The sequence below is a fragment of the Pseudomonas artemisiae genome (genome assembly GCF_057128685.1).
In genome coordinates, this window is sequence record NZ_JBSKHS010000007.1 from 89,047 (window position 1) to 106,515 (window position 17,469).

Sequence of the window (17,469 nt, forward strand, 5' to 3'; positions counted from 1 at the left end):
CGTTTTCCTGCAATCACCAGGGGTGACCGGGAAATTTCCTGTAAAAGTGGCGATAATGCTCACTATCGGCCCCTGGAACCTGACCTTTAATTCTCTTTGAAATCAATATTTCTCTTTATCACTGAGGCTGATTAAGGGGGGTGCCTAGCCGAAGCGCTTGCTCAAGTTTCAAGAGGTCTTTACGCCGCTCCTTGAGCTTTTTCGCTGGCGCGCCGAAATACACGCCCCAAGGTTCTAGCGATTTAGACACCAGTGACAACGCGCCCACCGACGAGCCTTCGCCAATGCTTACACCAGGTAGTATCACGCTGCCGGAGCCCACGATCACATGCCGGCCCAGCCGCACAGGCGCCAGCTTTACCTCTTTGAGGGCGTGAGGCACCGTAGGGTTGGTCAGGGTTTTACCGGAATAGTCGTCGGTGCCCGAGTAGATTTTCACCCCTTGAGACAGGCCAGCGAAGTCCTCCAAGGTCACCCCGCCACCGCAGCCCAGGTAACACCCTTCACCGATATGGATATAACTGCCCAGAGTAAGGGCGCCGGAATACGCCGCCAGTACCACATTGCCGTCGATGCGGATGTGATTGCCCAGCGCGATGTTATGCAGGCCAATGATGGTGCAATTCCTGGCAATCTTTACGTTTTCACCCACCTGCTTGAAACCAAAGGTTCGCAGCTCGTCGGATTCGAAGTACCCCGGGTTGAAAGGGTTGGCAGGTGGCACGGGTTGCGGTTGGCTTGGTGTTTGAGGGGTATCGGTCATTGGCTGGGCTCGTTTTTCATGCCGGTGCTTGCAGTTTAAGTGGCTTTGCTCGGTTTTGCCGGTTACTGGAGTAATTGACAGGCTGTGGCGCTTACTTAGGCCGCTAGCGGCGTGGCCAAGGCCAAGGCCCAGGCGCCGGTCCAGTAAGATCAGCCCACACCCGCCTAGGCAGAATACCCCGAACAACCCGAGTGCATTGAGCAGTGCCTGGGTAAAGCCCAGCGCGAAGGCGTCTATGAAGGGGTAAGGCCATACCCCCACGGACCACCCACGCAGCAAGGTAAAACCGTACCAAACCAGCGGGTACAGGGCCCATAGGCCAAGGTGACGCCACTGCAACGCCCCCTTGGGCACGCACCACCACCAAAAGGCCACGAACGCCAACGGCATCAGTTGGTGCAGCACAGCATTGGCCAACCATTGCGCGCCTTGAGGCGCCCAGTAATGGCTAAGTAACAGGTTATAGCCCAGCCCCACCAACACGATGCTCACCAACGCACAGCCTGCCAGCGGCGGGGAGCGCAGCCAGCGGCCCAGCCCTGTAGGGGCAGGCCATACCCATGCGGTCAGTACACCGGCTGCCAGCGTGTTACTCAGCACCGTGAAGTAACTGAAGAAATGCACCAGCCCGCCTACCACGCTGGCTCCCATGCGCCATCGTACATCCAGGATCAGGCAAAGCTGTAACACCAAGGCCAGCCAAGCTAACCAGGCCAAAAACGCTGCTGTTCGTCGCCTACTCATTGGTGGGAAATCGCCATTATTACGGGCTGCACAATACTGTGTCTTTCCAGCGACGCTTTGCCGCAGGGCCAGATAGCTATATCCTCCCGCCGCCTCTTGCTGAAACTGTTCAGCTTGCTAGATAAGACCATTAGATAGATTGCCTTCAATGCTTGCCATGCCTGCTACCCCCGCCCGCCCCCTTGGCGACGCTTCGTCTTGGGTCGCTTTAGCCTTCCCCGTTGCCCTAACCCTCAGCGCTAATTTGGCCTCCGACACGCCGCTGTTCGACGCGCGTTTGGGCTGGACGTTCGGTAATGGCAGCGGTTTGTGCAACGCACAACCTGCGGCCCAAATGGGCTTGATCCAACGGCATAGCGGTCACGCCTGCGCGCTACAGGAGCCGGCTGCGTACTAAAGCCATTGGGTGGGCGCAGGCATCGTTACCAGCATTCGATTTAGCGAACTAACATTGAGAAACCCAGCCTACTGGCTGTGGGAAATTTCTCGATACATTTTCTACTCACTGGAGATTTCTAAGTATGAGCACTGACGGTGCCAAGAGCGGAAGGCGCATCCTGCCCACCCTGCTCGGCCTGCTGTTCCTGCTGATGGGGCTGGCCTTGGTGGTCGGCGGCATTAAGCTGGCGGCTAACCATGGGTCGTTGTATTACCTGTGTGCGGGGGTCGGTATTGCCTTGACCGGCGCGTTGTTGATCGCTCACAAACGTGCCGCCCTGAGCCTCTACGCCCTGGTGCTGTTCGCCAGTACGCTATGGGCCTTGTGGGAAGTGGGCCTGGACTGGTGGCAATTGGTACCGCGCCTGGCGTTGTGGTTCGTGCTCGGCATCGTGCTGTTGCTACCTTGGTTCCGCCGGCCGCTGACCCGTGGCCAGCGTTACCCGCTGGGCACCAATGGCCTGACCGTTGCCGTGGTGCTGGCGGGCCTTACCGCGCTGGCTAGCCAGTTCACTAACCCCGGTGAAATCAAGGGCGAGCTAGGCCGTGACACCGCAGGCACTACTAGCACCGCGCCTACCATGGCAGATGGCGACTGGGCATCCTACGGGCGTACTGCCTTCGGTGACCGTTACTCGCCGCTGAACCAGATCACCCCCAAGAACGTTGCCAAGCTTGAACCGGTTTGGACCTTCCGCACCGGCGACATCCCGGGTGCCAATGACCCAGGCGAAACCACCGCGGAAAACACCCCGCTCAAGGTCAACGGCATGCTGTACGTGTGCACGCCGCACAGCCAAGTGATCGCGCTGGACCCGGACACGGGCAAGGAAATCTGGCGGTTCGACCCTAAGATCAGCTCCCAGGGTGCTGACACCTTCAAGGGCTGGGCTCACATGACCTGCCGTGGCGTGTCCTATCATGACGACGCGGCCTATGCCGCCGCCGATGCATCCCAGGCCAGCCCAGCGGTCGCTACGGCCTGCCCCAAGCGGCTGTTCGTGCCTACCGCCGATACCCGCCTGATCGCCTTGAACGCCGATACCGGCAAGATGTGCGAGGACTTTGGCAACAAAGGTGCTATCGACCTAAGCGCCAACATCGGGACCTTCGCGCCCGGTGGCTATTATTCCACTTCACCGCCAGCCGTTACCAAGGACTTGGTAGTGATTGGCGGCCACGTGACCGATAACGTGTCCACCGACGAGCCTTCGGGCGTGGTGCGTGCGTTCGACGTGCATGACGGCCACCTGGTATGGAACTGGGATAGCGGCAACCCCGAAAACACCACCCCGATCGCACCGGGTGAGCACTACACCCGTAACTCGCCGAACATGTGGTCGTTGATGTCGGTGGACGAAAAACTGGGCATGCTCTACCTGCCCATGGGTAACCAAATGCCTGACCAGTGGGGCGGCAATCGCACGCCGGAAAGCGAAAAGTACAGCGCTGGCGTTACCGCGCTGGACATCGCCACCGGCCAGGTGCGCTGGACGTTCCAGTTCACTCATCACGACCTGTGGGACATGGACGTAGGCGGCCAGCCTAGCCTGATCGACATCAAGACCGCCGATGGCCTCAAGCCTGCGGTCATGGCGTCTACCAAACAGGGCAGCATCTACGTGCTGGACCGCAGCAACGGCCAGCCGATCGTGCCTGTGAACGAAACCCCGGTGCCACAAGGGGCCGTGGAGGGCGACCATACGTCGCCGACTCAGCCGATGTCTGAGCTGAACTTCATGCCGCCGACGCTGCGCGAAAAAGACATGTGGGGCGTGACGCCGTTCGACCAGATGCTGTGCCGCATGGACTTCCGTTCGCTGCGTTATGAAGGCATCTACACCCCGCCCTCGCTGCAAGGCTCCATCGTGTACCCAGGTAACTTCGGGGTGTTCGACTGGGGTGGCATCTCGGTGGACCCGGTTCGCCAGATTGCATTCGTGAACCCGGACTACATGGCGTTCAAGTCCCGCCTGGTGCCCCGCGCCGACGTAGAAGGCGGCCCTGCCCGCAAGAGTGAAACCGAGGGCGTACAGCCCAACAAGGGCGCGCCTTACGGCGTGATCCTCGAAGCGATGCTGTCGCCAGCTGGCCTGCCGTGCCAGGCACCCGCCTGGGGCTACGTGGCTGCCGTGGACCTGACGACCCACAAGGTGATCTGGAAGCATAAGAACGGCACCGTGCGCGACAGCTCGCCGGTTCCGATCCCGCTGACCATGGGCGTGCCAAGCCTGGGTGGTACCTTCGTGACCGCCAGTGGCGTAGGCTTCCTCAGCGGCACCCTGGACCAGTACCTGCGCGCCTATGACATAAACAACGGCAAGCAGTTGTGGGAAGGCCGCCTGCCCGCCGGCGCACAGACCACGCCCATGACCTACACCGGCAAGGATGGCCGCCAGTACGTACTGGTGGTTGCCGGCGGCCATGGCTCGCTGGGTACCAAGCAGGGCGATTATGTAATGGCCTTTGCTTTGCCGAAGTGATGCGTTAATGAGGTAAAGAAACGGCGCCCTTCGGGGCGCCGTTTTCGTTTAGATCTCACCGTTATCGGTAAATAGCTGCTTGAACAGCCGTTCGGACTCTTTCAAACCTTCGTGGGTCAGCCATACGGATTTGGCCTTACTGACCGGATTATCGATCAACCCGCGTTCATGCAGCCGGTCCATGGCGTCCCAGTCGAAGTTCTTCCAGGCGCAGTATTTGTCATGCAAGGTCAGATAAAGCAGCGCGAGTACGGCGTCGTCGATGGCCGCGGTATTGATACTCATAAGATGCCCCTGAGGGCGTTGGAATACCGCTGCATTGTAAGAGCGAAGGTAGCGGTCGAACAGGTTGTCGGGATGAACCTGCTCTATGCCCAGTTGCCGAGCCTTGCGAAACAAGGCGCGGACGTGTCGGACCTATTCGCCAGCTTCGCTGGCTCCCGCAGGCTGGCCTACGCGCCTATCCAACCTTCGGGCGCAGTTCACGCCTTGGCGGCGCGACGGCGCCTACTTGCGAATGACCTCGCTCCGCTGCGCGGCGAGCCGGGCCAGCAAGCAATTCTGCGCGGTCACGGGTAGCCCTTGGGCGGTCATGGCGGCGATCAGGTCCTCCACCAAGGCGTTGAATTCAGCCGGGTTGATGTGCTGGCCTTTGTGGGCCTCGGCCATGCTGTCGCCGGTGTAGGTACAGGGGCCGCCGGCGTCCATGCAGAACTTCTCGATCAGCTTGTCCCGTAGCCGTACGGGGTCCACGTTGCGAAAGTGCTCAACGATACGAGGGTCCCGCGCGACGTTTAGCAACATGCCCTCGACGATGCGGGTAATGCCTGGCTTGCCATCCAGTTCCTGGTACAGGCTGTCGTCACGGGCAGGCTGTTGGGCACACGCCGTAAGCGCGGCCAACAGCGACAGCCCATAAAACGCGCGGCGCATCAGAAGGCTCCTTGCAGGGACAGGTAGGTGCCGTTTTGGTTATCCAGCGTGGCGATCTCCCCGAGGCGAGCATAGGCCAGCACCACCGACACCTGCTTGCTGGGGAACCAGCCCACGAACAGGTCCGCCCAGTCGCTTTCGCCGGCGAACGAGAGGTTATCCGGCTTTTCTCGGTACTCTACCCCCACCGCCCAGCTCGGGTTGAACAATACTGCTACCGAGCCTTCCTTGAGCACGCTGCGGCGATCACGGCGGTCCCCCCCAAAGCCCAGCAAGCCAAGTTCGTTGGCGCGGCTGTAGCGTAAGCCTGCGTTCACGAGCAGGTTGTAGCCAAAGGCGCCACCCATGAATAAACGGCTGGCCGCCAGGTAACCCTCAACATCCTCGCTGCGGCGGGCACCCACCAGGCTGGGAATCAGAAAATCCTTCTGATGTTTATATTCCAGCCCTAGGGATACCTGGGGCAGGCGGTCATAGATAAGGTCACCCAGCACACGCACCTTGGCCCCAAGTACGTCCTGGCTGAGGCTGTTCTCTGGCAAGCCGAGTTTATGCACCAGGCTACCCAGGTCGAAGCGGTTGCGCGCCATAGACAACTCAACACGGTTGCCATAGCCCACGGCCGCGCCTATCACGTCTAGGCGGTAATCCGGCAGTTGCACCCGGGTGGCGAATACCGTGCCGCCAACCTGATCGGCCTCGCCATAGCCTGCGATCATCGCCCAAGGCGTGATACCACCGCCCGCGGCGCCGTCGATGCTGCTGGCGCCACCGGTAGCCAGCAAGCGGCCCTGGCGACTGGCCTCATCAGCGAAGGCTGGCAGGGTGGCAGCCAAGGCCAGGCTCAGCAGTAGTTTCAACCAGGTCATCAGACCTGCGCCTCCTTATAGGCAGAATGGTCAGCCCGGCGCACCCAGGCTTCGAAAGGCTCGGCCGGCAGTGGGCGGCTGATCAGGTAGCCCTGAGCCGTATCACAGCGCCAGCGCTCCAGCAGGCGCAAACTGCGCTCCTGTTCTACACCTTCAGCCACTACCCGCAGCCCCAGGTTATGGCTCATCTCGATGGTAGAGCGCACGATCACCGCGTCCTCGCTGGTTTCGTCCAGGTCGCGCACGAACGATTGGTCGATCTTCAGCTCCTGCACCGGCAGGCGCTTGAGGTGGGCCAAGGATGAATAGCCGGTGCCGAAATCATCCACCGATAAACTGATGCCGCAGCCGCGCAACCGCTCCAGCACCGCCAACGCGGCCTCCGGCTCACGCATGATTGCGCTTTCGGTAATCTCGAAGGTCAATTGATGGGCTGGTACCCCATGGCTGGCCAACAGCCGAGGCACCCGCTCGGCCAAGTCCGTGCCCAGCAGGTCATCGGCAGACACGTTCACGGACACTTCAAGCGCCAGGCCACACCGGTTCCAGGCCCCAAGCTGGCGAATGCTTTCAGCGATCACCCAGCGAGTGAGCCCCTGGATACTGCCCGTGCGTTCAGCCAGGGCAATGAACTCCCCTGGGGAGACCATACCGAACTGCGGGTGCTGCCAGCGTAGCAGGGCCTCGGCTTGGTGTACCTGGCCGGTGCGAAGGTCCAGCTTGGGCTGGTAATGCAGCAGCAGCTCCCCGTTTTCAGGAGCGCTACGCAGGTCACGGATCAGGCTCACTTCACGCTGGTGCACCAGATCGCGGCCTTGCTGATACAGCTGCAGGCGGCCAGGCAACGCTCGGGCATCGTTACGGGCGATGGTGGCGCGCGAAACCAGTACATCGGCGCTCTGGCCGTCATCGGGGTACATGGCAATGCCGATGCTGGCATCCAGGGAAACGTCATGGTTTTCCACCCGTTGGGGCTTGAGCAGCGCCTGCTGTACCCGGTCGGCCCTGGCCACCGCCTGCTGGGCGTCAACACCTTCGATCAACAGCAGATACTCGCCCCCGATCAGGTGCGCCAAGGTATCGCCGGGGCGTAGCACCGGTTCAAGAACCGGGCCTAGGCCACGCAACACGCCCTCGGCCGGGCCTATGCCGCCATTGCGGGTAATGGCGGCCAGGTTATCCAAGGCCAGGCTGAGCACGGCCACTGACCGCTCGGCGGCGATGGCACTGCCCAGGCGTTCTATGGCCAGGGCACGGTTGGGCAGCCCGGTCAGGTGATCGTGCAGGGCGTTGTGGGCCAAGCGCTGTTCGCGCTCGGAGATACCCGCTTGCATCAGGTTGATGGCCCCGGCCAAGGCCCCGAATTCATCACTGCGGCGCAGTTGCACGCGGACTTGATAGTCACCTTGGCCAATGCGCTGAGCGGCATTTGCCAGGGTGCGCACCGGGCGGGAAATGCTCCGGGCCAGCAACAGCGAACCGAGCAACGAAGCCAGTAGCGCCACCAGCGCGATCACCACAATGTCGTGGTCCAGCGGGGCAAAGGCTCGCATGGCTTCGTCCAGTGGGCTTTGCAGCAGCGCGATCACCCGCCCCTGCGCCTGGCCAGCACCATTGAGTTCCAGCCGCTGCTCCAGAAAGCGATGCCCGCCGTGCTCGCCTACGCTGACCAAATCCGGTGGATGCTCGTTGAGCAGCCACTGAACCAAGTCCGCGCGCATGGCCTGGGGCTGAGTGGTAACCAGCTCACCAGCCTGCTGGCTATCGATGGTCAGGAACGACACCTGCAAGTTGCTTAGCGCATGCAGCTCTTGGGCGAAGCCTTCGTCCATGGTAAAGCCCATTACCACCCGGGCGATGGGCAGTGGCGCCGAGACCACCGCATCGACCAACAACACCGGCGCCCCTTCCCAGGCCACGATCACCACGCCCTGGTTGCGCTTGCGCGCCTCTCGCAACGCTGGGTCATAGGGGAAGGGCTCACCGTTGATAAAGGTGCTGTGGGTGCTGGCCATTACCGTGCCGTCCATGTTCAGCAGCACCGCATCGCTGGCGCCAATGCGCCCCCCATGATTGAGCAGGGCAGAACGAATGGTCGCGGCATCGGCGCTGGAAATGGCATCGCGCAAACCGAAATCTGCCGCCAGCAATTGCACGCCATCGCGCAAACGGCGGCCGCGCATGTCCAGCAGGCGCTCGAATACCCGGCCGCCGACCTCCAGCTGCTGGTGGGCCTGGGCTCGTACCGCGTCGGCGGTCGCCAGCTTGACCGCCAAGGTCACGGCGGCGATCACCACCAGCAGCGAAAGTACCAGTACGCTGCTGATGCGCCATTGAACGCTATTTAGCGTCTTCACGCAGAGCCTTGCCGAACGCATCGCCAAATGCGCTGGCAGGCGGTGTAGGGGCGTCATCGGACGCTGGCTCCACGGTCAGCGCCAGGGTTTTATTCAGGGGCGCGACGGTGACCGTCAGGGGCTCACTCGGCTGTGGGCGCAGGTCTGCACGCCTGGGGTGCCAGAGTGTCGGGGTGTAGGTGCCGCTTGGCAGGGGCTTGAATACGGCCCGGCCCTGGGCATCGGTGACCGCGAACCAAGGATCAGGCGTGACGTAGATATACCCCAGCATCCAATCGTGGATATTGCAGCCCAGCACCACCACACCGGGCTGGTCGAAGATCACCGGCGCGCTGGGCGTCCCTTCGTACAGGCGCAGCTCAAAGCGTTTGACCGGGGAGAAGGAATACACTTGGTGGCGGATGTTGTCCCGGTTGGGAAAGGCCACCGCAGTGCCGGTGCGCACGGCCAGCACATGGGGGAAGAACATTTTGTCACGCTGGTCCATATTCGCCGTTGTTGGCCCCTTCGCGCCCGCTGGCGGGCCTGCCAGGCTGACCACAGCGTTCTCCAAGGGCACGCCTTGCTGATCGGTAACGTTCAGAACCAATTCTCCCGCCTGGGCCGCAGGGCCTAGCACGCAGGCTAGTAATACGGCTACACGGCTTAAGAATAGGCTCATTACATAAACTCGCTCAGGTAAAAAAAATGCCCGCCCCGCTGTGCTAACGCAGGCTGCCGGGCGCCAGCGCAAGGCCTGTGCATAAAAACTTAAGCACAAGGCAAGTACCCGCGCCGTGCCTAAGGGGTGTGCCTGGGTTATCGGCAAGCGGCGGCAATCCTTCAGTCACCCATTGAAACCCGCTCCCTTGCCCCCCATCTAAGCGTTCATAGCCATTTTCGCAGGTGCCTCATGAGCGACCAGGATTCTGTTGCTGATCACCCAAACGCTGCCAACCAGTCTTCGGCTGACCAGGAAAACGTGGAACATTCCACTACCTCCAGTACCGAGCTGGTATTGCCAGGGCAGAACCTGCCAGACAAAGTCTATGTGATCCCGATCCATAACCGGCCGTTCTTCCCCGCGCAGGTGCTGCCGGTGATCGTCAACGAAGAGCCTTGGGCGGAAACCCTGGACCTGGTAGCGAAAACCCCGCACCACGCCCTGGCGCTTTTCTATATGGAAAGCCCGGCCGAAGACCCGCGCCACCTCGATACCTCCACCCTGCCCTTGTACGGCACCTTGGTGAAGATTCACCACGCCAGCCGAGAAGACGGCAAGCTGCAGTTCGTGGCCCAAGGCCTGTCGCGGGTACGCATCCGTACCTGGCTCAAGCACCATCGCCCGCCCTATCTGGTGGAAGTGGAGTACCCTCTGCAGCCCGTTGAGCCTACCGATGAAATCAAGGCTTACGGCATGGCGCTGATCAACGCCATCAAAGAGTTGCTGCCCCTTAACCCGCTGTACAGCGAAGAGCTGAAAAACTATTTAAACCGCTTCAGCCCTAACGACCCGTCGCCGCTGACCGACTTTGCCGCCGCGCTTACGTCTGCCACCGGCGCCGAGCTGCAACAGGTGCTCGATTGCGTGCCCATGCTCAAGCGCATGGAAAAAGTACTGCCCATGCTGCGCAAGGAAGTAGAAGTAGCGCGCCTGCAGAAGGAGATTTCCGCTGAGGTGAACCGCCAGATCGGCGAGCATCAGCGGCAGTTCTTCCTCAAGGAACAATTGAAGGTCATCCAGCAAGAGCTGGGGCTGACCAAGGACGACCGTAGCGCGGACCTGGAACAGTTCGAGCAACGCCTTGAGGGCAAAACCCTGCCTGAGGCGGCGCGTAAGCGTATCGACGAGGAAATGGGCAAGCTGGCCATCCTCGAAACCGGCTCGCCTGAGTACGCGGTCACCCGCAACTACCTGGACTGGGCCACGGCCTTGCCTTGGGGCGTGTACGGCAAGGACCGGCTAGAGCTCAAGCATGCGCGCAAGGTGCTGGACGCTCACCACGCAGGCCTGGGGGATATCAAAAGCCGCATTCTGGAATTCCTGGCCGTAGGTGCTTACAAGGGCGAAATCAGCGGCTCCATCGTCCTGCTGGTGGGCCCGCCCGGGGTAGGTAAAACCAGTATCGGCAAGTCCATCGCAGAATCCCTGGGGCGGCCATTCTACCGCTTCAGCGTGGGTGGTATGCGTGATGAGGCCGAGATCAAGGGCCACCGCCGTACCTACATCGGCGCCCAGCCTGGCAAGCTGGTACAGGCGCTCAAGGATGTAGAAGTGATGAACCCGGTCATCATGCTCGATGAAATCGACAAGATGGGCCAAAGCTACCAGGGCGACCCTGCTTCGGCATTGCTTGAAACCCTGGACCCGGAACAGAACGTCGACTTCCTCGACCACTACCTGGACCTGCGTCTGGACCTGTCCAAGGTGCTGTTCGTCTGTACCGCCAACACCCTTGATTCCATTCCCGGCCCGCTGCTGGACCGGATGGAAGTCATTCGGCTGTCCGGCTATATCACCGAAGAAAAACTGGCCATCGCCAAGAAGCACCTGTGGCCCAAGCAGCTTGAAAAAGCCGGTGTGAGCAAGGCCAACCTGACCATCAACGACGCTGCCTTGCGGGCGGTGATCGAGGGCTATGCCCGCGAGGCCGGCGTGCGCCAGCTAGAGAAGCAACTGGGCAAGGTGGTGCGTAAGGCGGTGGTCAAGCTATTGGAAGACCCCACTGCGGTCATCAAGGTGGGCCCGAAAGAGTTGGAAGCCTACCTGGGCATGCCGGTGTTCCGCAGCGAGCAGGTGCTCAGCGGCGTTGGTGTGATCACGGGCCTGGCCTGGACCAGCATGGGCGGCGCTACCCTGCCAATCGAGGCGACCCATGTGCACAGCCTGACCCGCGGCTTCAAGCTGACTGGGCAATTGGGCGATGTCATGAAAGAGTCCGCCGAAATCGCCTATAGCTACGTGACCTCTAACCTGGACCAGTTTGGCGGCAAGGCCTCCTTCTTCAACGAGGCCTTCGTTCACCTGCATGTGCCTGAAGGGGCAACCCCCAAGGATGGCCCAAGCGCGGGCGTGACCATGGCCAGCGCGCTGCTGTCTCTGGCCCGCGGGCAAGCGCCCAAGAAAGGCGTGGCCATGACCGGCGAGCTGACCCTGACCGGGCATGTGCTGCCCATTGGCGGGGTGCGGGAGAAAGTGATCGCGGCGCGGCGGCAGAAGCTCACCGAGTTGATTCTGCCGGAAGCGAACCGGGGCAACTTCCAGGAGCTGCCGGACTACCTCAAAGAAGGGCTGACGGTACACTTCGCGAAACGCTTCGCCGACGTGGCCAAGGTCTTGTTCTAACCCTGGCGCTGACTGCGACGCTTGCCTGCGCTATGCTGGCAAGCGTCGCCCTTGCTTGGATGCCCGTCGATGTCCTTGGTCCGCCCCTTTGCCCTCGCTGGCTTCGCCCTGCTCGCCGCTTGCGCGGGAAATTCGCCAGACCCTTCCGTCGCCTTCAACCTCAGCAAGCAACACCAGTGCCCCATCACTTTGGCCAACGGCCAACTGTTGATCATCACCCTGCCCAGCAACCCCACCACGGGCTACCGCTGGCTGGTGCAAAACCCCGCCCAAGCCTCACTGCGCAGCCTCGGCCCGGAGGTGTACACCAACTCCGAAGACGCCGGTATCGTGGGCGCTGCCGGGCAATCGGTCTGGCGCTACCGCGCTCAAGGCCCGAGCCAAAGCCACCTGCTGATGGTGCTCCAGCAACCCTGGGCGCCGGAGGTCAAACCGGTGCAAAGCTTTGATTGTGATATCACCGTTCGGTAAGTTATGAGCTGAACCTTGTTCGCGAGCTTTGCTCGCTCCTACACGCAAGAGGCGCCAAATTTATTTCCTGTAGAGCCAGCGACAGCTGCCGAATAGCGTTTGACTGCCTACGGCTTGTAGCGCGCGGCCTGTACCTCTTAAAATCGCCGCCTTTCTCGCCTCCTCTGTAGATGCCCGTGCCTGACCATTCTGATCATCTTTTCGCCCAGCCCTTGCCCCAGGTGCCGGATTTCGTATTCAACGAGGACGTGGCGCGGGTGTTCCCGGACATGATCAAGCGTTCGGTGCCTGGCTACCTGGCCATCGTCGAAAACCTGGGTGTATTGGCGGCGCGCTTTGCCCAAGAGGGTACTCACCTCTATGACTTGGGCGCATCCCTCGGAGCGGTCACCCAGGCGTTGCGTCGGCATGTGCGCCGAGAGGGCTGCCGGGTAGTGGCCGTGGACAACTCCCCAGCCATGATTCAGCGCTGCCAGGAATACCTCAGAGGGCAGGATTCGATGTTTCAAGCGTTGCTACCAGTGCAGGTCTTGGAAGCAGACATCCTGGGCTTTGAATTCGAGCCTGCTTCGGTGGTGGCCTTGAACTTCACCTTACAGTTCATTGCCCCCGAGCACCGGCTGGCCCTGCTAACGCGCATCCGCCAAGCATTGGTGCCCGGCGGCGCGCTGCTGCTCTCTGAAAAGCTTCGCTTCGAAGACGCCGAGGCCCATGCGCTGCTCACCGAGCTGCATGTTGATTTCAAACGAGCCAACGGTTACAGCGATTTGGAAATCGCCCAGAAGCGCAGTGCCATCGAACACGTGATGAAACCCGACAGCTTCGAAGCCCACCAAGCGCGGTTGTTGGCCGCAGGCTTCAGCAAGGTGGTGCCCTGGTTCCAGTGCCTTAATTTCGCTTCGATGATCGCGCTGCCATGATCGACCTTACGCCTCTCGTCCAACACTTGGTGGGCTCGCCCTTGGCAGCCTGGGCCAATGGCCTGCAGGCCGACCTGAACCAGCGCCTGGAAAAGGGCCATGGCGACCTGCAGCGTTGGCAAGCGGCCCTGGCGGCCTTGCCTGCGTTGACCCCCAGTACGATAGACCTGGCCAGCAGCGTGACCCTCGCCGGAGGCTGTGATAACAGTGCCTACCAGCGCCTGCGTGAAGCCCTGATGGGCCTGTCGCCCTGGCGCAAAGGGCCGTTCCACCTGTTTGGTGTGCACGTAGACACCGAATGGCGTTCGGATTGGAAATGGGCCCGCGTCGCGCCCCACCTGGATTTACAAGGCAAGCGCGTATTGGATGTGGGCTGCGGTAATGGCTATTACCAGTGGCGCATGCTCGGTGCTGGGGCGCACAGCGTGATCGGCATAGACCCCAGCTGGCTGTTCTTTTGCCAGTTCCAGGCGCTGCGCCACTACCTACCCGACCTGCCCGCCTGGCATCTGCCGCTGGCACTGGAAGACCTGCCGCCTAACCTGCAAGGCTTCGACACGGTCTTCTCCATGGGGGTGTTGTACCACCGACGCTCCCCCATCGACCATCTGTTCGCGCTCAAGGACTGCCTGGTCAAGGGCGGCGAATTGGTGCTGGAAACCCTGGTGGTGCGAGGCGACGAGCAACAGGTGCTGGTACCTGAGGACCGTTACGCGCAAATGCGTAACGTATGGTTCCTCCCATCAGTGGCCGCCCTGGAGCTATGGGTACGTCGCGCGGGCTTTACCGACGTAAAATGCGTGGACGTGAGCTACACCACCCCAGACGAACAGCGCAGCACCGAGTGGATGCGTTACCAGTCCTTGGAGCACTTCCTCGACCCGGAAGACCACAGTAAAACCGTTGAAGGCCTGCCCGCGCCCATGCGCGCGGTGATTACAGCCCGCAAGGCCGGTTAGTCAAGCCAGTGGTACCCGCTGCAGCGATTCTCCGGCAACTACAACCGTTTAAAGTGAATGTCGTGTTCGACTCTCCAAGCGTTGGGCTTGCAGATATTCAAAAGAATATCTTCAAATTTGCAGCCTCCCAACCGTCGACTCGGCAGCGACAACCATGTACGCAATTTGATACTCGACGGCCCGGATCAGCGTTTCGCGTTGTTCCATCAAAGCGTGTTTTTCGTGATCATCGGCGGCGATTAGTCGATCCGTATCACCGCTGGCAGCGGTATCACGAAGCGCCTGCATTTGTAGGTCACTGCTTTCATGACGCGACGCATCTCCTTCTGCCTTTTTACTGCGGATGTTCTGCTGATAGACCGCCACGGATAGATCTTTAAGCTTGTCGGCCAACAAGTCCACGAGCATCTGGACATGCCCCAACTGTTTAACTACAGCAGGAGAATCTTTGAACGCATCCGCAACGGCATCGCTTTGCTTGCGCAATTTCAAATTCTCCGCAGCGTTCACGTGGTTATCTTTCCAAATCTCCTCCAGTAGTGCCTGAAGGTTTTTATCGGTACTGCTGAGCTTAAGCGTCATCGTACATACTCCATTAATTAGGGCCGCTTCAGGTTAGGCCCAAGCCGGCACCCTGCCTACCTGACAAACTGCTAGGTAACGCCGCAGCGAGTGCTGCTCGTCTCCCAGCCAACCTCAGTGGATCAAGGTAAGCTTCGCTGGTGTCGTACTATTGATCGCCAGCACGGCTGGCTCTACAGGAGGTCGAACCCATGAGTAACCGCCAGGCCGAAATCGCCGCCTCGCTGAACGTTATCCCGCCCTTTGCTGATGAAGCCGCGTTGGTTGCCGAGGTTGAGCGGCGCAAGGCGTTCATCAAGCAAACCCTACGCAATGCCGGGCTTAAGGCCTTGGTATTGGGCATTAGTGGGGGGGTGGATTCCAGCACTGCCGGCCGCTTGGCTCAATTGGCCGTGGAAGAGCTACGCGAAGAAACCAAAGACTCGACCTATACATTCATCGCCGTGCGCTTGCCCTATGGCAATCAGCTTGATGAAGACGACGCAGCGGCTGCGATGACATTTGTTAATGCCGATCAAGAAGTGACGGTGAACATCGCCGACGCGGTCCAGGGCTTGGATAGCCAATTGGATGTGCTACCCAGCGCTACGGGCCTGACCAAGGAACGCCGGGACTTCGTGCGGGGCAACACCAAGGCACGTATGCGCATGGTTGCCCAATACGCCATCGCTAACGCCAACAACGCGTTGGTAATCGGCACCGACCATGCCGCTGAGGCGGTAATGGGATTCTTCACCAAATTCGGTGATGGTGCCTGCGACCTTACCCCGCTGGAAGGCCTGGTCAAAGGCCAAGTCCGTGAAATCGCCAAATACCTGGGCGCGGCTGAGAAGCTGTACTCGAAAGTACCTACGGCGGACCTGGAAGAACTTACCCCAGGCAAGCCGGATGAAGACGCCCACGGGGTAAGCTACGCGCAGATCGATGCATTCTTGCAAGGCAAAGCGGTTAACGAAGCCGCTTACGAAATTATCGTGCGTACCTTCGATAAAACTGCCCATAAACGTCGCCAGCCTTACGCGCCTGAGTGACAGCCAGCGCCTGGGTCAACCCCGGGCGCGGTCGGCGGCGGCAATGATCAGTGCTTTCATTTCCGCCACCGCGGCCGGGAAGCCTACGAATAACGCGTGGGCAACCAGGGCATGGCCGATATTCAGTTCGTTGATTCCCGCAATGGCGGCAATGGGCTCTACATTGTGGTAATGCAATCCGTGCCCTGCATTTACTACCAGCCCCAAGCGCAGGCCCAGTGCCACACCCTCGGTGATACGCTGTAATTCGGCAGCCGCCTCTTCGGGGGTATGGGCATCGGCATAACGGCCTGTGTGCAGTTCAATCGCTGGCGCGCCCACTCGAGCGGAGGCTCCGATCTGCGCGGGGTCGGCATCGATAAACAATGACACCTCGCTACCTACCGCGCTCAGGCGCTTAACCGCTGCAGTAATGCGTGATTCCTGACCCGCAACGTCCAAACCGCCCTCGGTGGTAAGTTCCTGACGGGTTTCCGGTACTAGGCATACGTGTTCGGGACGAAGCTGTTCAGCGAACGTTAGCATGGCCTCGGTAACACCCATTTCGAAATTCATGCGAGTTTGCATGACCTGCTTGAGCAATAGCACGTCCCGCTCCTGGATATGACGGCGGTCTTCGCGCAGATGCACGGTAATACCATCCGCCCCGGCCTGCTCGGCGTCCAGGGCGGCTTTGACCGGATCGGGGTAGCGCGTGCCACGGGCTTGGCGCAAGGTTGCCACGTGATCGATGTTCACGCCCAGCTGGATACGGTTACTCGTGGTCACAGAAAGTCTCCTGGTAGTCAATGACGCACAGGATACGTGGCACAGGCAGGTGTGTGTAGGCCTGTAGGAGCCAGCAGAGCTGGCGAACAGTGTTCAGGCCACAGGTGCCACCGTGGCAATTGGGTATCAGGGCCTACGGAATAACTCGCGGCTCATCAGCGGCTTACCGCCCAAGTGCGCGGCCAGGGCCTGGCGCATCAGCCGTTTAGCCGCCAGCAAGGCACCCGGGGCCTCCCATTGGGTAGCGGCCATGGCCAGCAAGTCGGCCCCATGGAAAAGCCCTGGCGCGAAGCCCTCAACGCGCTCCAGGCCTTCGTCTGCGCTAAGCCGGTACAGGCCATCGGCGGCCACCGGCTCAGCGTTGCTGTCTTGGTCCAAGGCAAAGGCATAGCCCAACTCGTCTAGCAGGCGCCACTCAAAAGCCCGCAGCAGCGGTTCCAAAGGCCGCCCCAAGGCAAGGGCTTGCAAGGTAAGGCTGTAGTGCTCGTAAAGCGCGGGGTGGGCATCTTGGAAGGGCAACAGGCGTACTAGCAGCTCGTTCAGGTAAAGGCCACTGAACAGGGCCTCCCCCATCAACCAAGGGCTGGCGCCCGAGGGCTCCAGTCGGACCACCGTACGCAGCTCGCTCTTGCCGCGAAACTCTACCGTCAAGGGTACGAAGGGCCGGGCTGAACTGCCAGCCTTGCCCCTAGCCCCTCGCAGTACCCCGCTGACCCGCCCAGCGGGGGTAAAGAAATCCACCAGCGCGCTGGTTTCTCGATAGGGCCGGGTGTGCAGCACATAGGCCGGCTGCGACTGCGGTTGCGTGCCACTCATGGGCGGCCTT

16 protein-coding genes are annotated in these 17,469 nt (G+C 60.9%); 7 read left to right on the forward strand and 9 right to left on the reverse strand.

Annotation, left to right across the window (positions count from 1 at the left end):
• Positions 1-118 precede the first annotated feature (118 nt).
• Complete coding sequence (locus ACWKV4_RS10510; protein WP_483832016.1) at positions 119-1,480, reverse strand: Pr6Pr family membrane protein; 1,362 nt, start codon at positions 1,478-1,480, stop codon at positions 119-121.
• A gap of 175 nt (positions 1,481-1,655) precedes the next feature.
• On the opposite strand from ACWKV4_RS10510, the gene ACWKV4_RS10515 reads away from it, so the two are divergent.
• Together ACWKV4_RS10515 and ACWKV4_RS10520 are read left to right on the forward strand one after the other, a co-directional pair.
• The gene (locus tag ACWKV4_RS10515; RefSeq protein WP_483839548.1) at positions 1,656-1,904 is read left to right on the forward strand and encodes a hypothetical protein; all 249 of its coding nucleotides are present in this window, start codon (positions 1,656-1,658) and stop codon (positions 1,902-1,904) included.
• 124 nt (positions 1,905-2,028) lie between these two features.
• Positions 2,029-4,428, forward strand: a complete 2,400-nt coding sequence (locus tag ACWKV4_RS10520) for a glucose/quinate/shikimate family membrane-bound PQQ-dependent dehydrogenase (RefSeq protein ID WP_483832017.1) — start codon at positions 2,029-2,031, stop codon at positions 4,426-4,428.
• A gap of 48 nt (positions 4,429-4,476) precedes the next feature.
• Here ACWKV4_RS10520 and ACWKV4_RS10525 read toward each other — a convergent pair whose 3' ends face one another.
• From ACWKV4_RS10525 to ACWKV4_RS10545, 5 genes are all read right to left on the reverse strand, one after another.
• A complete protein-coding gene (locus ACWKV4_RS10525; RefSeq protein ID WP_483832018.1) occupies positions 4,477-4,713 on the reverse strand; it encodes a DUF6429 family protein in 237 nt (78 codons plus the stop codon).
• A 222-nt stretch (positions 4,714-4,935) separates the two neighbouring features.
• Positions 4,936-5,361, reverse strand: a complete 426-nt coding sequence (locus tag ACWKV4_RS10530; RefSeq protein ID WP_483832019.1) for a group I truncated hemoglobin — start codon at positions 5,359-5,361, stop codon at positions 4,936-4,938.
• On the reverse strand, positions 5,361-6,230 hold the full coding sequence (locus ACWKV4_RS10535; protein ID WP_483832020.1) for a DUF3034 family protein: 870 nt from the start codon (positions 6,228-6,230) through the stop codon (positions 5,361-5,363). The genes ACWKV4_RS10530 and ACWKV4_RS10535 overlap by 1 nt, the downstream gene beginning before the upstream one ends.
• The gene (locus ACWKV4_RS10540; protein ID WP_483832021.1) at positions 6,230-8,587 is read right to left on the reverse strand and encodes a putative bifunctional diguanylate cyclase/phosphodiesterase; all 2,358 of its coding nucleotides are present in this window, start codon (positions 8,585-8,587) and stop codon (positions 6,230-6,232) included. Before ACWKV4_RS10540 ends, ACWKV4_RS10535 begins: the two co-directional genes overlap by 1 nt.
• On the reverse strand, positions 8,571-9,248 hold the full coding sequence (locus ACWKV4_RS10545) for a methylamine utilization protein (protein WP_483832022.1): 678 nt from the start codon (positions 9,246-9,248) through the stop codon (positions 8,571-8,573). Before ACWKV4_RS10545 ends, ACWKV4_RS10540 begins: the two co-directional genes overlap by 17 nt.
• Before the next feature lie 231 nt (positions 9,249-9,479).
• Here ACWKV4_RS10545 and lon point away from each other — a divergent pair, with 231 nt between their 5' ends.
• The 4 genes from lon (at position 9,480) to cmoB (ending at position 14,262) form a co-directional block, all read left to right on the forward strand.
• Positions 9,480-11,912 carry an endopeptidase La gene (lon, locus tag ACWKV4_RS10550; RefSeq protein ID WP_483832023.1) on the forward strand — a complete coding sequence of 811 codons (2,433 nt, stop codon included), beginning with the start codon at positions 9,480-9,482 and terminating at the stop codon, positions 11,910-11,912.
• A gap of 69 nt (positions 11,913-11,981) precedes the next feature.
• A complete protein-coding gene (locus ACWKV4_RS10555; protein ID WP_483832024.1) occupies positions 11,982-12,383 on the forward strand; it encodes a protease inhibitor I42 family protein in 402 nt (133 codons plus the stop codon).
• A 170-nt stretch (positions 12,384-12,553) separates the two neighbouring features.
• Positions 12,554-13,303, forward strand: a complete 750-nt coding sequence (gene cmoA, locus ACWKV4_RS10560) for a carboxy-S-adenosyl-L-methionine synthase CmoA (RefSeq protein WP_483832025.1) — start codon at positions 12,554-12,556, stop codon at positions 13,301-13,303.
• Positions 13,300-14,262 carry a tRNA 5-methoxyuridine(34)/uridine 5-oxyacetic acid(34) synthase CmoB gene (cmoB, locus tag ACWKV4_RS10565; RefSeq protein ID WP_483832026.1) on the forward strand — a complete coding sequence of 321 codons (963 nt, stop codon included), beginning with the start codon at positions 13,300-13,302 and terminating at the stop codon, positions 14,260-14,262. The genes cmoA and cmoB overlap by 4 nt, the downstream gene beginning before the upstream one ends.
• A 111-nt stretch (positions 14,263-14,373) precedes the next feature.
• On the opposite strand, the gene ACWKV4_RS10570 is transcribed toward cmoB, so the two are convergent.
• Entirely contained in the window at positions 14,374-14,844 is a 471-nt protein-coding gene (locus ACWKV4_RS10570; RefSeq protein ID WP_483832027.1) for a hypothetical protein, read from the reverse strand.
• 191 nt (positions 14,845-15,035) lie between these two features.
• Here ACWKV4_RS10570 and nadE point away from each other — a divergent pair, with 191 nt between their 5' ends.
• Positions 15,036-15,875 carry an NAD(+) synthase gene (gene nadE / locus ACWKV4_RS10575; RefSeq protein WP_483832028.1) on the forward strand — a complete coding sequence of 280 codons (840 nt, stop codon included), beginning with the start codon at positions 15,036-15,038 and terminating at the stop codon, positions 15,873-15,875.
• A gap of 15 nt (positions 15,876-15,890) precedes the next feature.
• Here nadE and pdxJ read toward each other — a convergent pair whose 3' ends face one another.
• A complete protein-coding gene (gene pdxJ / locus ACWKV4_RS10580) occupies positions 15,891-16,643 on the reverse strand; it encodes a pyridoxine 5'-phosphate synthase (RefSeq protein ID WP_483832029.1) in 753 nt (250 codons plus the stop codon).
• A gap of 126 nt (positions 16,644-16,769) precedes the next feature.
• Positions 16,770-17,459 carry a DNA repair protein RecO gene (gene recO, locus ACWKV4_RS10585; protein ID WP_483832030.1) on the reverse strand — a complete coding sequence of 230 codons (690 nt, stop codon included), beginning with the start codon at positions 17,457-17,459 and terminating at the stop codon, positions 16,770-16,772.
• Positions 17,460-17,469 lie beyond the last annotated feature (10 nt).

What these genes read in the sequence shown, in the direction of transcription:
- nadE (WP_483832028.1), top strand. Translation starts at nt 15,036, where the DNA reads ATGAGTAACCGCCAGGCCGAAATCGCCGCCTCGCTGAACGTTATCCCG.
- ACWKV4_RS10570 (WP_483832027.1), bottom strand. Translation starts at nt 14,844, where the DNA reads ATGACGCTTAAGCTCAGCAGTACCGATAAAAACCTTCAGGCACTACTG.
- ACWKV4_RS10530 (WP_483832019.1), bottom strand. Translation starts at nt 5,361, where the DNA reads ATGCGCCGCGCGTTTTATGGGCTGTCGCTGTTGGCCGCGCTTACGGCG.
- lon (WP_483832023.1), top strand. Translation starts at nt 9,480, where the DNA reads ATGAGCGACCAGGATTCTGTTGCTGATCACCCAAACGCTGCCAACCAG.
- cmoB (WP_483832026.1), top strand. Translation starts at nt 13,300, where the DNA reads ATGATCGACCTTACGCCTCTCGTCCAACACTTGGTGGGCTCGCCCTTG.
- cmoA (WP_483832025.1), top strand. Translation starts at nt 12,554, where the DNA reads ATGCCCGTGCCTGACCATTCTGATCATCTTTTCGCCCAGCCCTTGCCC.
- ACWKV4_RS10555 (WP_483832024.1), top strand. Translation starts at nt 11,982, where the DNA reads ATGTCCTTGGTCCGCCCCTTTGCCCTCGCTGGCTTCGCCCTGCTCGCC.
- ACWKV4_RS10515 (WP_483839548.1), top strand. Translation starts at nt 1,656, where the DNA reads ATGCTTGCCATGCCTGCTACCCCCGCCCGCCCCCTTGGCGACGCTTCG.
- recO (WP_483832030.1), bottom strand. Translation starts at nt 17,459, where the DNA reads ATGAGTGGCACGCAACCGCAGTCGCAGCCGGCCTATGTGCTGCACACC.
- ACWKV4_RS10525 (WP_483832018.1), bottom strand. Translation starts at nt 4,713, where the DNA reads ATGAGTATCAATACCGCGGCCATCGACGACGCCGTACTCGCGCTGCTT.
- ACWKV4_RS10545 (WP_483832022.1), bottom strand. Translation starts at nt 9,248, where the DNA reads ATGAGCCTATTCTTAAGCCGTGTAGCCGTATTACTAGCCTGCGTGCTA.
- ACWKV4_RS10520 (WP_483832017.1), top strand. Translation starts at nt 2,029, where the DNA reads ATGAGCACTGACGGTGCCAAGAGCGGAAGGCGCATCCTGCCCACCCTG.
- ACWKV4_RS10535 (WP_483832020.1), bottom strand. Translation starts at nt 6,230, where the DNA reads ATGACCTGGTTGAAACTACTGCTGAGCCTGGCCTTGGCTGCCACCCTG.